Below are 14,485 nucleotides of genomic sequence, written 5' to 3' on the forward strand. Positions count from 1 at the left end.
TCAAATTATATCAGTCCGCCCCCGCTTTGGGGGCGGAATTTCAGCGCCACTCAGACGTTCAGCCGCTGGCGTAGCTCGCGGATCGCCGCCGAAATCATTGCTAGGTCAGCAGGGCAGGCGCGTAACTCGGCAAACATATGCTGCACACGGCCAATGGCCGCTTGTTCGCTCGCCAGCCACTCGCCCAGTGCATCACTGCGCTGTTCGCGCTCGGCCCACACGCGGCGGGTAAGGGCGATTTGTACGGCGCTCAAATCATCGCGCACCGCCATGCGTGCCAGTGTTTGCCAGCGATTATCGCGCGGCAGCTGCTCGATCAGACTATGCAACCACGGCAGATCCAGTGCTTCGCCCACGGCCAGATGCAGCTGCAATTGCTCGGCCAGCTGGCCGCTGTCGTTGGCCGCCAGTGCCAGCTCCAGCAAGGCTTGGATTTCTTGCAGCACCAACACCTGCATGGCAAGTCCCGCCGGAACTTTGGCCGCCAGCCATTGGGCTTTTTGCTCGGCGTGGCGCTCGCTGGAGGCCAGCCATTCAGGCGCTTTGGGCAGGGCCAGCGCGGCGCAAGTGCGCAAATGATCATGCTGCGCAGTGGTGAGCGGGGTTTGGATCAGCCAGCGTGCCACACGCTCGGTGTAGCGGCGAATGTGCAGCAAGAGCTCGCCCTGCGTTTCGGCATCCACACTGCCATCGGTGGCTTCAATCGCCCGTGCTAGCGTTTCCGCATCGAGCAGTGTTTCGGCCAACAGCAACGCGGCCACCACTTCGCTGGCACTGTGCTCGGTTTCTTCCTGCAGGCGATAGGCCACGGTCATGCCATAGCGATTAATCACATGATTAGTGAGGACGGTGGCAACGATTTCGCGGCGCAGCGGATGTTCGGCAATTGCACTGGCATAGCGCTCAGCCAATACCCCAGGGAAGTATTTGCCTAGCAGGCCGTTCCATTGGGGATTATCGATCAATACCTCCGCGAGCAAGGCTTGCTTGAGTACAATCTTGGCATAGGCTAGCAAGACCGCAAGCTCAGGGCGATACAAACCCAGCCCGGCTTGCTGCCGTTCCAGTAGCTGGCTATCGCTGGGCAGATATTCGATCCGCCGCGAGAGTTTGCCCGCGGCTTCCAGCGCCTGCATCATCCGGCCATGCACGCTCAGTAGTGAACGCGCTTGGCGATGTTCCAGCGAAATGGCCAGCGTTTGCAGGCTATTGTCGCGCAACACCAGCTGGCCCACTTCGTCGGTCATGCTGGCGAGCAGCTCATTACGCTGCTTGAGGGTGAGATCGCCCGCGGCAATCAGCCGGCCGAGCAGGATTTTGATATTCACCTCGTGATCCGAGCAATCTACGCCCGCCGAGTTATCAATGGCATCGGTGTGTATGCGCCCACCCTTGGCCGCGTATTCAATCCTCCCCAACTGGGTAAAGCCCAGATTGCCGCCTTCGGCCACCACTTTGCAGCGCAAATCACGGCCATCAATGCGTACCGCATCGTTGCTGCGATCATTGGCTTCGGCGTGAGTTTGGCTGCTGGCCTTCACATAGGTACCGATGCCACCGTTGTAAACCAGATCGACCGGCGCCTGCAAAATCGCCTGAATCAAGGCGTTCGGTTCCAATTCAGTCGCCTCGATCGCGAGCAGGGCTTGCACCTGTGGGCTAAGGCGGATGGTTTTGGCATTGCGCGACCAAATCCCGCCTCCAGCCGAAATTAGCTCGGCCGTGTAATCAGCCCATGATGAGCGTGGCAGGGCAAAAAGGCGCTCACGCTCGGCGAAACTGGCGACCGGATCTGGATTGGGGTCAAAGAAAATATGCCGGTGATCAAATGCGGCCACCAGTCGGGTATGTGGCGAGCGCAGCAAACCGTTACCAAATACGTCACCCGACATATCGCCAATCCCCACCACCGTAAACGCTTCACGGCGGGTATCCAGCCCTTGCTCCATAAAGGCGCGCTCGACTGAAACCCAAGCTCCGCGGGCGGTAATGCCCATTTTTTTATGGTCGTAGCCTACCGAGCCACCACTGGCAAAGGCATCATCCAGCCAGAAGCCATATTCTTGCGAAATCTGATTGGCGATATCCGAGAAGGTGGCTGTGCCTTTATCGGCGGCCACCACCAGATAGGGGTCATCTTCATCGCGACGCAAAACATCGAGCGGCGGCACAATCTGCCCATTGACGAGGTTGTCGGTTAAATCCAGCAGCCCACGGATAAAGGTCTGGTAGCAGGCGATACCGCTGGCGAGCCAGGCTTCGCGCTCGGTCGGTGGGTTTTTAACGATAAAACCGCCTTTTGAGCCTACCGGCACAATCACGGTGTTTTTCACCATTTGCGCTTTCACCAGGCCCAGCACCTCGGTGCGGAAATCCTCACGCCGATCCGACCAGCGCAGCCCACCGCGCGCGACTTTGCCGCCGCGCAAATGCACGCCCTCCATCGCGGGTGAATACACAAAAATCTCGTACAGCGGCACCGGCTGCGGCATAAAGCTGATCCGGCCCGAGGCGATTTTGAAAGAGAGATAGCCCTTGGGTTGGCCATGCTGCCGCTGGTAATGGTTGGTACGCAGCGTGGCGCGTATCGCCTGTACATAGGCAGTCAGAATGCGCTCTTCATCCAGATTGGGCAGCGCTTTGGCCGCTTGCTCGACTTCTTCGAGCACAATATCGGCCACGGCCGGCTGGGCGTTGGCAGGGTTGAGCAGGTGATCAAAGGCGTTCACCAGCTGTTTGCTCACTAAAGGATATTTGAGCAGGCAATCGCCGATGGATTCCATCGCAAATTTCAGCGCAACTTGCTTCAGATAGCGCGCATAGGCGCGCAGCAATAATACTTCGCGCCACACGAGGCCGGCTTGCAATATCAGCCGGTTGAAATGGTCATTCTCGGCTAAACCTGCAAACAGTGCCAAAAACGCCTCGACCACCCGCGCCCGCTCTTCCGGTTTTTCTAGCGAGGTATTGGCCGGCAAGCGCACGCCGATATCCATGATGCAAAAACTACTGTCATCAGGGAGTTGCAGCAGATACGGCCGCTCATCCAATACGCGCAAGCCCAGATTTTCCAGCAAGGGCAGGCAATCCGAGAGCTCGATCGCCTGACTGCGAAAGAGCTTAATCCGCCAAATATCCGCCCGCAGCGGGTCGCCGGCTTGCAAGGTCACCACCAGACGGTTTTCCAGTCGGCACTGCTCTAGCGCTTCAATATCATGGGTGGCCACCCGCGGGCTAAAGTCGGCGCAATAGGCGCTGCCAAAGGCATTTTGATAGCGCTGAAAAAGCTCGGCCGCACGCTCTTCGCCATTGGCCAGAATCAGCTCGCGTTGAAGACTATCTGGCCAGCGCTGGGCTAATTCGGCAATCTGCGTTTCAATTGCTTGGCCATCATAAAGGCCGCGCTGTTCGGCCGGCCGGCGCACAATAAACTGAATCCGAGCGAGGCTTGCATCGCCCAGCAATACCGTGTACTCGACGCTACTGCCACCCAAGCGCTGCAATAGCAGCTTTTCAATTTTGACGCGCACCTCGGTGCTGTAATTATCACGTGGCACAAACACCATCACCGACACATAGCGCTGGTAAATGTCATCACGGAAAAACGCCCGTACCCTTGAACGCTCGTGCAGCGAAACAATGCCCAGCGCAATGCGCTGTAGCTCGGGCACTTCGATTTCGATTAGCTCATCCCGCGGGTAGGTATCCAGCGTATTCAGTAGCGCCTTGCCGCGGTAACCGCTTAAATCGGCCTTGCTCAACTGCAGCACGGCATCAATTTTTTGCCGTAGGAGCGGGATTTTGCGCGGCTGTAGCATATAGGCGCTGGCGGAATACAGCCCCACAATCCGCGTTTCGCCGCACAGTACGCCATTGGCGTCAAATTGGCGCACCAAAATCGTATCCAGATACACCGGCCGGTGGATGCTGGAGCGGCGATCCGATTTCGTGAGCATCAGCAGGCGATCTGGCGCATACGCAATGGCGCGTAATTCGGGGCTAAGGCTGCGCCAGATTTTGGATGGCGTAGTTTCGCCCGCATCGCGCAAAATACCAAGGCCGCTATTAGCTTGTAGCGTAAGTTCGTCGCCAACAAACTGATATTGCCGCGTCCCCAGAAACACAAAATGCCCAGCCAGCAACCATTCGAGAAAAGCCACGCTTTCTTTGACGGCGGGGGCGGGCAAGGGCGGCGGCTGATGGCGCAATACTTCCAACAGGTCAACGACGTGCTCGGCCATGCGGCTCCAATCCGCGACGCAAGCCGTGATTTGCGCTAATACATTTTCGATGCGCTGCTGCAGCTCGGCTAACCTAGCTGGCTGACTAATGCGGGTGATCTCAAAGTGCATCCATGATTCTTTACACACCAGCGCATCATCTTGCTCGGTAAAGTGACCTTGTTCGTCTCGATGTACGGTAATTACCGGGTGTATCACCATGGAGGCCTGATATTTCAAAGCGTTCAGCGCCATACCCACCGAATCGACGAGAAATGGCATGTCATTGATCACGATTTCGACAATCGTATGCATGCTTTGCCAGCCATGCTCGGCCTGATTGGGGTTGTAGATGCGGACTACGGCTTGACCCGCTGGGCGCTGCTGAGCCAAGCGCCAATGCGCCAAAAGTGCGCCCCCCCAATCGCTGATTTGCCGCTGTGGCCAATCTTCGTCCGGCAGGTCGGCAAAATAGCGCTCAGCAAACCGCTGCTGTTCAGTTTGACCATGCTGGGCTAACCAGCTGCTTAATTCGTGCGGTAGGGGCATGACCGGCTCCGGGGTGAACTGATCTTTGCACTGTAGAACGCCGGCGCGGCTTTCTCTAGCTGGGGGAAGGCTTTACGTTTGACGGCTCAGATGTGGGATTTGCCACAATCAGCAAGCTGGATGCAGTAAATTGAATGACCAACGGTGTTGGCTTGTATATTATGGAATGCTAATATGGTCAAGTGAAGCAGTGCCATTTAAACAGGTGAGATCATGAGCCAGCCGCATATCCAGCGCCCCAGCGCCGCACCATCGAGTAGTGCGCATGATCCCATGCTGCGCGCCTGTCGCGATATCGCCGTAAAAATGCTCACCGAGTCACTCGAGCAATTTTTTGTTCGGCTTGAAGAAACTTACTTCCAGCTAGCCGACACCAGTTTTGATCGCCGCCTGCGCGATGATTTTTTTGCCGCCCGCATCGAAACACACAATAAACGCCAGCAATTAGCCAGCCAGTTTAAAACCCTGATAACAGAGGCATTTGAGCAGCGGGTGAGCAATCCGGCCACTCAGCCCGAGCAAAAATTCTATTTCGTGAATGCCAACCTCGATCAGCTTAGCCTCGTCGCCAATGAAGAGTACGAAGAAAGCATTGCCGCGGATCAGGTCGTCAAAAGCATTAAACATCAAGGCGGCGAAGAGCTAGATCAGCTGGAGCAGCGCTTTGCTCGCCTGCTCGCCGACAAAAACCCCGATTTTGCCAACCCAATGGCGCCCGAAGCGATTTGCGATGCGTTTTTACAGGCCTGCAAACAGCTTGAAACCGGCGTAGAAGCGCGTATGGTGGCGATGAAAGCCTTTGAAAAAGAGCTTTCTAGCCAGGTGGCAAATGTGTATCACCAGGTTAACCAGTATCTAATTAAGCAGAACGTGCAACCGTTGGTGGTACGCAGCGCGCCACGTCGCAGCCCTAGCCGCCAAGGTGAAGCCGGGGAAACCAGCGAACGCACGGTGAAACCAGTGAATCACAGCCCCAGCGCGCTGGCCGATCACCTTAGCGAACTCACTTTGCCGGCTAGCTCACCCGCCCTGCAAGCGCCGGTCGCGCAGAATGTGGCTGAATTGGGCGCAAACTTTGTCGCACCAACCTCCACAGCACTGAGTCTGGAAGGACAGCCCCCCGAGTGGAAAACCTTTCTTGATTTGTTGCAACACAAAGGCAGCAGCGAGTTGGCACAGCTCAGCCAAGATCCGCTAGAGCAGGGCATTAATCTGATCGCGATGCTGCGCGAAAGTGGCTGGGCCAAACAGCTGCCCCAACTCAATGCCATGACGCTGGAACTGGTGGCGATGCTCTTCGAGCATATCTTTGATGACCCGCGCCTTAATTCAGTGATGAAAAGCTTGATCGGTCGTTTGCAGATCCCGATCTTAAAAGTCGCGATGCTCGACGCGAGCTTTTTTGCGCAAAAAAACCACCCGGCACGGCTGCTTGTAGATCAGCTCGCACTGTGTGCGATGGATGATGAAACCCTGCAGCCAGGGCAACCGCATTACGAAAAGCTAGCGGAGATTGTGCAACATCTGATCAAGCATTTTGATCAGGATGTGGATGTATTTGCGCAGAGCTATCAAGCGCTACAAGACTACTTGCAAAGCTTGGAAGCGGCGGCAATTGCCACTTTGAGCGAAGAGCTGGATCACTTGGCAGCGAATGAACGGGCCGAGTTGGCGCAAGTTACCGCTGAGCAGTTGATTCAAGCTCGCCTGCAGGGGTATAGCGATCTAGCCCAAGTCATTCAAGACTTTCTGGCCAATAGCTGGCAAGAGGCGTTACGCCTGGCCTATGGTACCGAAGCAGAAAACACCCCATTGTTTGTTACCCGTCTACAGGCAATGGATGATTTACTCTGGAGTGTGCAGCCCAAAGCCACGCCGGAAGAACGATTCAAAATGGTGAATCTACTCACCCCCATGTTGAAAACCCTGGAGGAGGGGGCATTGGCCGCGGGGCTGGATAAGACCGCCGCCAATGCGTTTTTTGCTGAGCTGGTGCAATGTCATGCCGCAGCAATCCGCAATGGCATCAAACCCGCCGTTAAAGTTGAAGTGCACGCGCCGGTTGAGTCCACATCGAGTAACGTTGTGCCAGTCAGCGCCAGCACTTCGCCAGCCGTTCCAGCGCAACCAGTTGCTGCAGTTTCTCAGCCTGAAGTCACAACAACTGCCAACAATGAGCTAGTAGGGAAGCTCGGTAGTGAGCTGGATAGCGGCAGCGATGAAGAAGTAAGCCCCGATATCACCCCAGAATCCACCTTGCCCCGCAAAGGCGAATGGGTCGATTGGCAAACGCCAGAGGGGCATTTCATCCGCTTGCGGCTCTCTTGGATTAGCCCTCAAGGCACTCGCTACGTGTTTACCAATCGCACCGAAAAAGGCCGTGCCTTTTTGCAGGCTGAATTATTAAATGAACTCTATAGCGGTCGGATGCAACGGCTGGATCAGCAAGCGACACTGACCGACCGGGCAATGCAGGAGCTGATGAGTGATCTTCGGGCTTGAGTGAATATAAGTACGGCAATCGATAATAAAAAACCCGCTGTGAAAGCGGGTTTTTTATACGCACAGTGCGCAGGATTAGGCGGCATCGGCCAGTGCTTGTGCCTGCTTTTGCAGCAGTTGCCCAATACCGTGCTCGGCCAAATCCAAGAGCTGATTCATTTCTTGGCGGCTAAAGGCCTTGCCCTCGGCAGTGCCCTGAATTTCGATAAATGCCCCACCTGCCGTCATGACCACATTCATGTCGGTTTCGCAGGCGGAGTCTTCCAGATAATCCAGATCAAGCACGGGCGTATCGCCATATACGCCAACCGAAATCGCGGCCACTGCTTCACGAATCGGGTTCTGGCTCAATTTACCGGCAGCAATTAGTGATTGAATCGCGTCTTGCAGTGCCACATAGGCACCGGTAATGCTGGCAGTACGGGTGCCACCATCAGCCTGTATCACATCGCAATCGATGGTAATTTGCCGCTCGCCCAAGGCCGCGAGATCAACCACGGCGCGCAGGCTACGCCCAATCAGGCGCTGAATTTCTTGAGTACGGCCACTTTGCTTGCCGGCCGCAGCTTCGCGTTTCATGCGGCTACCGGTCGAGCGGGGTAGCATGCCATATTCGGCAGTAACCCAGCCTTCACCTTTGCCTTTTAAAAAAGGCGGTACTTTTTCTTCGACGCTAGCGGTACAGATGACTTTGGTATTGCCAAATTCGACCAATACGCTACCTTCGGCGTGGCAGGTATAGTGGCGGGTAAGGGTAACCTGGCGCAGCTCATTGGGCTGGCGTTGAGAAGGGCGCATGGCATGTATCCGAAAGCGAAAAGTTAAGCCGCAGTATACCGCGCTAGCGGGCTTGCTGGCTCATGTTTGGCATGGCGGTGAGGTTTAGCAGCGGTAATTGTTCTTGCTGCCAAGCAAAGAGTGCCTCGGCGGCCATCGGCTTGGCGATGAAATAACCCTGCACCTCATCACAGCCCATGACTGACAGGGCTTGCCAGCAGCTCAAGGTTTCAACCCCCTCGGCCACCACGGTTAAGCCCAAAATATGACCAAGCTCGATCATTGAGCGCACGATCGAGATGCTCTCAAAAGTATGACTCATTGACATCACAAAACTCTGGTCGATCTTGAGCTCATTAATTGGCATTTTGGCCAGATATGCAAACGAAGAATAACCGGTACCGAAATCATCCATTGAAATCTTTACCCCCAGCTGGCGCAGGCGCAGTAGATTTTGCAGCAGCTGATCGGCATGGCGCATAACCCCGGTTTCGGTGATCTCTAGGCACAGATTAACCGGCGCAGGGCAATAGCGAATTTGTGTCTCGATGAAATCGATAAATAGCGGGTCTTCCACATCCGCCACCCCCACATTTACCGATATACACCAATCTAGGCCTTGCGCCTGCCAGGCTACTTGTTGCGCCAGCGCAGCTTTAATCACCCATTCAGTAATCAGCCGCAGCTTGCCCGATTGCTCGGCAAAGGCAATAAACGCACCGGGAGGAATCCAGCCGCGTTGTGGATGTTGCCAGCGAACCAGCGCCTCTACCGAGTGTACTTGTGTGCTTTGCATATTCAGCTTGGGTTGAAAGTGCAGTACAAGCTGATTGTTATCGATGGCTTCGCGCAAATCACCCATCAGCCGGAACTGGTTTTGCCGATCCACTTCACGGCTGGGGTCATAACACACGCACAGTTGGCAATGCTCTTTGGCGCTAAACAGCGCAATTTCGGCCTGACGTAGCAAGGCTTCGGCATCGGTCGCATGCAATGGATGACAGCTTAGGCCAAAACGCATGGCAAGATTGAGGCGATGTTCATCGATGGCGATCGCTGCAGAAATGCTCTGCTCGATATACACAATCATTTCATTCAGCTGAATGCTATTGGTGAAAGGGATTTGCAGTAGAAAATCATTCCCAGACACCCGGCCAATATGGCGCACAACATTAGGCTGCATTTGCTGCAGCCGATCAGCCACCGTGCGCAGCACATTGTCACCCTCGGCAAAGCCAAAGCAATCGTTCACATAATGAAAATCGGCAAGATTCAGTAGTACTACCGCAAAACTACCTTTGCCATGGCGGATATCGGCGTCGATTTCTTCAACAAAGCGGGTGCGATTGGCCAGCCCGGTAATGCGATCAACAAACGCCAGCTGCTTGAGTAAGTGCTCCCGCGCGTGGATGGCGTCGCCCATCGCATTAAAGGCAGTCGCCAGATTACCCAGCTCATCGTACGAATGGACCGGCATCCGGATATCGAACTCGCCAAGGGTGAAACGCTGCACCGCATGGCTAAAATGCCGCAACGGGGCGGTTAGCCTTGAGGCCAGCAACCAGCTTAAAGCACTGCCGATCATCAGCAAGGCCAAGCCAAGCCCAATGGTTTTTGCGCCTACCCACCACAGCTGGGATTGCACCTGCTGCTGCTCCATGTCGGCCCCCAGCAGATAGGGAGTGCCATCGGCAGCCGTTCGAAACAAAAGAATGGAGCGAAAATCACCATAGGCATCATGCAATACCCCACGATAATTTTCTCGACTCAGCAGCGTATTGCGCACCCGACCATCATGATCGGCGTACGGCTGCATAAAGTGACCAAATTTCCCGGCTGCCAGCTCGATTTCAGGGGCCGAATCCGCCAGATAGACTACCCGGCCATTAATCAGCGCCAAAAGGTAGACATAACGTAAGCCGCTTTGCTGGGCAAATTGGGCCATTTGCCGGGCATGGCCGACATAATCGCCTAATAGTACGGGAGGCTTGGCCAAAGCCTGATCGATATAAGCCGGTGGCAGGATATAAGGAATGGCCGCGGCCGCAGTTTGCAAACGGCCATCTAGCTCGGCAAATAATGCTTCGCTTAGCTGTTTGTAAATACTGAAGGTAAGAACGACGCTAATCAGCAGATTAAGCGATAGCAGCACCAATAAAACCTTGGCACGGGCACTGCGTAAACGTTCGAGCGTGAATGCAGCCATGCGGGCAACAGGGGCTAGAAATTGAAAACTGCTTTGTTCTAGCCCAATCTGCTGCGCTGCGCAATTACTTAATTACAAAGGTATTGCGATTTATTTCCTCAGCTTGACCCACCTCTGATTTCAATCTAAAGCCCCAAGTATCACAACGGGCTTTTTGCGGCAGCAAGGTCAATTGCAGCAATTCATCCCGCCGAAAAGCATGAATCTGCACCGGGGTGTTGGCGGTAAAGGCCTGCTGCAAACCATCAAATTGCGCCGCATTCACCCGTAGGTGATCAACGGCCACAATCACATCCCCAGCCGCCAAGCCTGCCGTGGCGGCGGCTTCGCCGCGCAAAACGTGGGTGAGTTTGACCCCAGCTGGATCGGCGCTGTAGCGCACGCCCCAGCTCAGTTTTTCGATGAGGCCATCCTGCCAGCCGCCCTTATCCTGCGCATTAAGCGCCGGACGGCATTGGCTGTCGATCCCCAGATAAGCAAGGCTTTCGGCTAATGGCAAGGGCTGCGTAGAGCGCAGGGCACGCTCGAAAAATGCGCTTAAATCAAGCCCGCTGGCCTCGCAAGCCAGCGCTTCCCACTGTGCTTCGCCAACGCCGACACCAGCGTGCTCAAAGTCGCGGCCAAAGCGAGCCCACAAGAGTTGCATCACATCATCCAGCGAGCGCTGATTGTGGGTGTGCTGGCGAATATGCATATCTAGACAGAACGCCACCAGCGCGCCTTTGGTGTAATAGCTCACCAGCTCATTGGGCGCATTTTCATCTTGCCGATAATACTTCACCCATGTATCTAGGCTGGAGTCTTCCAACGTCTGGCGTTGCGCCCCATACCCCCGCTCAACCTGTGTTGACGTTTGTGCCAGCAATTGCAAATACTGTGGCCAGTCGATCAGCCCGGTGCGAAGTAGCGTTAAATCGTCGTAGTAGGAGGTGATGCCCTCGAAGGCCCATAGTAAGCGCGTATAGTTTTCCTGCTGCAAATCATACGGGGCAAATGCCGCGGGCTTAATGCGTTTGACATTCCAACTATGAAAATATTCATGGCTGCACAAGCCCAAAAACTGCCGATAACCGGTGCTTTGTTCGGTCTCGCCCATTGTGGGCAAATCGCCGCGCGAGCAAATCAAGGCGGTAGAATTTCGGTGCTCTAAGCCACCGTAGCCATCCCCAACGGCCACCGTCATAAAGGTGTAGTCGTTAAACGGTGCGGGCTCACCGAAAAGACGAATCTGATACTCGCAGATGGCTTGCAGGTCTTTCGCCAAACGCTCTAGATCGGCCTGATGGCGGCCGCTGATCACCAAGCGATGTGGCACCCCGCAAGCGCTGAACCGCACCTCACTAAATGGGGCAATCTCGACCGGGCAATCAATCAGTTCGTCATAGTTGGCCGCCTGATAGCAGCCAAAACCTTGTTCATCCACGGTGATGGCGGCTAAGCCAGTGGCCACCTGCCAATCGTCCGCAGGCCAGCTGGCAGCGGCGAGGCTTAGCTGATGCGCTTGCTGCTCTGCACCGAGCACTTGCAAGCAAACACTGGTGCCGTTAAAAAACGCCCGCGTCTGATCCAGATATGCACCACGTACCGATAAATCAAAGGCATACACTTCGTAATTAATCTGAATGGCCCCAGAAAATGGCGCCACTTGCCAGCTCGATTTGTTCAGCTTTTGCACGGTCAGTGGCACCAACTGCCCATTGGGCAGCATACCCTGAGCCTGAATCTGCACCACATTGCGGGCGAATTCACGGATGAGATAACTGCCAGGAATCCAAACGGGGAGTTGCAGCTGCTGGCCAGCGGGGTCTGGCTGTGTAATCTCGAGTCGAACGGCAAACACATGCGCGCCGATGTCTTGCGGGCGCACTTGATAATGAATAGTCATGCAAATTCCTGAAAACTAGCGTTTGGCGAGGCCAACTTGATTGCGGCCTGCGGCTTTGGCTTCATACAATGCCTGATCGGCGGCATCGATGAGATTTTGTGCACTCATACCATCAACCAGCTGGGCTACGCCGGCGCTGAGCGAGGCCACAAACTGTGCATCATGGCCGCACTGGAGCAGAGCGTTAAAGCGCTCGCGCAATTCATCCGTGCGCTGGGCGGCTTTGATTAGCGTGTGATCGCGCCAAATGACAGCAAATTCTTCGCCGCCATAACGGCCAACCAGCTCAGCATTGGGGCTAAATTCTTTCAGCAAGCGCGACAAACTCTTGATCACCAGGTCACCCACCGAGTGGCCATACTGATCGTTAATGCGCTTGAAATGATCAATATCGATCATGGAATAAGAGAGCTGGCGCGATTCTTTACTGGCCCGCGCGACTTCCCGCCCTAACGCGTCAATCAGATTGGTGTGATTCAGTAAACCGGTAAGGCTATCTCGGGTCATCCAGCGGCGCAGAGTGCGGTAACGCTCAACCGTGATGCTGACGGCGGCGATGAGCTCGTCGGGCTCCATATTCTTGACGAGAAAATCATCACCCCCCATGCTGCGCGCCATCAATTGGCGGCCCCGGTGGGTTTCGGTCGAAAGAAACACAATTGGAATCGAATCAAACTGCGGGTGCTGACGAATCACCTTGGCAATTTCATCGCCATGGCACTGCGGCATATAGACATCGAGTAGCAAAATATCCGGCTGATCGGCTTCCAGCCGCTTCAAAATCTGCAAGGGATCGGCCAGATGCTTCACCACCATCCCCGCGCCATGTAGCACCGATTGCGCCCACTTGGCCACCATTTCCGAATCATCAACCAGCAAAATACGGTAGGGCGGTGGGTTGCGCTGCTCATCATGATGATCCAGCCGATCAATCAGCGCCTGAATATTGAGTGGATACTCAAAAAAATCAGTGACCCCCGCGCGCAGAAACTCCAGCTGTTTGACGATATCCAGCGCAAACGAGGCGAGGAAAATCGGCCCCTCAAACAAGCGGCGGATTAAGGGCAGGCACTGCAGGGCGCTAAAATCGTTTAGCCCATGCTCATCCAGCACCACGGCGAAGGGTTGCGCACTGTGCATCGCAGCCAGCAGGGCGCTATTGCGATCAAACACCCGGTAATCAAAGCCGAAAAATGCCAGCTGGGCGCCAATTTTGGCCAGCGTGTCTTGATTCGGCGCCACAAAATAAATCAGGCGAGGGGTGGCAGACATGAACAGGTCTCGGTCTTATTCTTGTTGGTAAAGTTGATTGAGTTCGCGGCGCATTTTTTTAGTGGGCCGACCTTTGATATGGGCGTGATCAAACTGCGGTTGCATCGCGCGCATAAATTGCTCACGTTCACGCTGCGCAATACTCTCCGCGGTTTCTGCATACAAAGTGCGGGCCAGCTCGGCTGCGCGACGCTGTTCGCTCAGCGCCAGCACTTGCACCACAAAGCGCCCATGCTCGGTGCGTATTTCGAGGGTTTCCGCTGCTTTCAGGCTACGCGATGGTTTTGCCCGTTCGCCATTCACGTTAACATGCCCGGCAGCAATCGCTTGCACCGCCAAATAGCGGGTTTTAAAAAAACGTGCGGCCCACAGCCATTTGTCCAGACGGACTTTATCCTGCGTCAATTTCGGCTTTCTCCCAAATCGATGCTTCAATTATATCGTTCAGTTGGCCACTAGCCATGGATAAAAAAACAATCGAGCAATTAAAACAACTGCGCAAAAATCTGCGCAGTGCCAAAGCCACCCCCATTAGCCCGCCCAAACCAAGCGAGGCCGAATTATTTGCCCGCGCTATGCAGGGGGTGCAACCATTAGCGCAGCAGTATATTCAGCATGCGCCGCGGCATCCTAGCCCCTGGCCACGGCAACAAGCGGCTGGGCTTACTGAAGTCATCGCTGACATGAGTGATTTCTGGCCTTGGGATGAGCTAGAGCCGGGCGAAAGCCTGCATTTTGTTCGCCCCGGCTTGCGCGTAGAAACGATCCGAAAACTGCGGCGTGGCGATTGGCCGGTGGAGAGTGAATTGGATCTGCATGGTGAAAACATTGATAGCGCTCGCCCCAAGGTCGCGCAGTTTCTGAGCCAGAGCGTGGCTCGGCGTTTGAAATGTGTGCGCATTATTCATGGCAAAGGTCTGAGCTCTCCTGCCGGCCAACCCATTTTGAAACTGAAGCTCAAAAACTGGCTCGCGCAGCGCGATGAAGTGCTGGCCTACACTCAAGCCAGCCCCCAGCTAGGCAGCGCCGGAGCGGTGCTTATTTTGCTGCGCAGCGCCAAAAAATAAGGTGAAG

Annotated in this window: 8 protein-coding genes; 2 read left to right on the top strand and 6 right to left on the bottom strand. The window is 55.1% G+C overall.

The window, feature by feature from the left end:
* Nucleotides 1-50: 50 nt before the first annotated feature.
* Nucleotides 51-4,769: an NAD-glutamate dehydrogenase gene (locus tag G482_RS17585; RefSeq protein WP_051258792.1), complete on the bottom strand. Its 4,719-nt coding sequence runs from the start codon at nt 4,767-4,769 to the stop codon at nt 51-53.
* 213 nt (nt 4,770-4,982) lie between these two features.
* On the opposite strand from G482_RS17585, the gene G482_RS0106370 reads away from it, so the two are divergent.
* Entirely contained in the window at nt 4,983-7,271 is a 2,289-nt protein-coding gene (locus G482_RS0106370; RefSeq protein WP_028449336.1) for a DUF1631 family protein, read from the top strand.
* 75 nt (nt 7,272-7,346) lie between these two features.
* Here the strand turns inward: G482_RS0106370 and rph are convergent, their stop codons facing one another.
* From rph to G482_RS0106395, 5 genes are all read right to left on the bottom strand, one after another.
* Nucleotides 7,347-8,069: a ribonuclease PH gene (gene rph, locus G482_RS0106375; protein ID WP_028449337.1), complete on the bottom strand. Its 723-nt coding sequence runs from the start codon at nt 8,067-8,069 to the stop codon at nt 7,347-7,349.
* Between the two features lie 43 nt (nt 8,070-8,112).
* Complete coding sequence (locus tag G482_RS0106380; RefSeq protein ID WP_028449338.1) at nt 8,113-10,254, bottom strand: putative bifunctional diguanylate cyclase/phosphodiesterase; 2,142 nt, start codon at nt 10,252-10,254, stop codon at nt 8,113-8,115.
* Nucleotides 10,255-10,318: 64 nt separating this feature from the next.
* On the bottom strand, nt 10,319-12,139 hold the full coding sequence (locus G482_RS0106385) for a M61 family metallopeptidase (RefSeq protein ID WP_028449339.1): 1,821 nt from the start codon (nt 12,137-12,139) through the stop codon (nt 10,319-10,321).
* Nucleotides 12,140-12,154: 15 nt separating this feature from the next.
* Complete coding sequence (locus tag G482_RS17590) at nt 12,155-13,411, bottom strand: diguanylate cyclase (protein ID WP_051258794.1); 1,257 nt, start codon at nt 13,409-13,411, stop codon at nt 12,155-12,157.
* A gap of 15 nt (nt 13,412-13,426) precedes the next feature.
* Nucleotides 13,427-13,816: an RNA-binding S4 domain-containing protein gene (locus tag G482_RS0106395; protein ID WP_028449340.1), complete on the bottom strand. Its 390-nt coding sequence runs from the start codon at nt 13,814-13,816 to the stop codon at nt 13,427-13,429.
* Nucleotides 13,817-13,872: 56 nt separating this feature from the next.
* Here G482_RS0106395 and G482_RS0106400 point away from each other — a divergent pair, with 56 nt between their 5' ends.
* Complete coding sequence (locus G482_RS0106400; protein ID WP_028449341.1) at nt 13,873-14,478, top strand: Smr/MutS family protein; 606 nt, start codon at nt 13,873-13,875, stop codon at nt 14,476-14,478.
* Nucleotides 14,479-14,485 lie beyond the last annotated feature (7 nt).

Source organism: Chitinibacter tainanensis DSM 15459 (assembly GCF_000429785.1).
GTDB lineage: Bacteria > Pseudomonadota > Gammaproteobacteria > Burkholderiales > Chitinibacteraceae > Chitinibacter > Chitinibacter tainanensis.

Bases quoted from the DNA above. Each gene is read 5' to 3' on its own strand.
- rph (WP_028449337.1), bottom strand. From the start codon at position 8,069: ATGCGCCCTTCTCAACGCCAGCCCAATGAGCTGCGCCAGGTTACCCTT.
- G482_RS0106400 (WP_028449341.1), top strand. From the start codon at position 13,873: ATGGATAAAAAAACAATCGAGCAATTAAAACAACTGCGCAAAAATCTG.
- G482_RS0106385 (WP_028449339.1), bottom strand. From the start codon at position 12,139: ATGACTATTCATTATCAAGTGCGCCCGCAAGACATCGGCGCGCATGTG.
- G482_RS0106380 (WP_028449338.1), bottom strand. From the start codon at position 10,254: ATGGCTGCATTCACGCTCGAACGTTTACGCAGTGCCCGTGCCAAGGTT.
- G482_RS17585 (WP_051258792.1), bottom strand. From the start codon at position 4,769: ATGCCCCTACCGCACGAATTAAGCAGCTGGTTAGCCCAGCATGGTCAA.
- G482_RS17590 (WP_051258794.1), bottom strand. From the start codon at position 13,411: ATGTCTGCCACCCCTCGCCTGATTTATTTTGTGGCGCCGAATCAAGAC.
- G482_RS0106370 (WP_028449336.1), top strand. From the start codon at position 4,983: ATGAGCCAGCCGCATATCCAGCGCCCCAGCGCCGCACCATCGAGTAGT.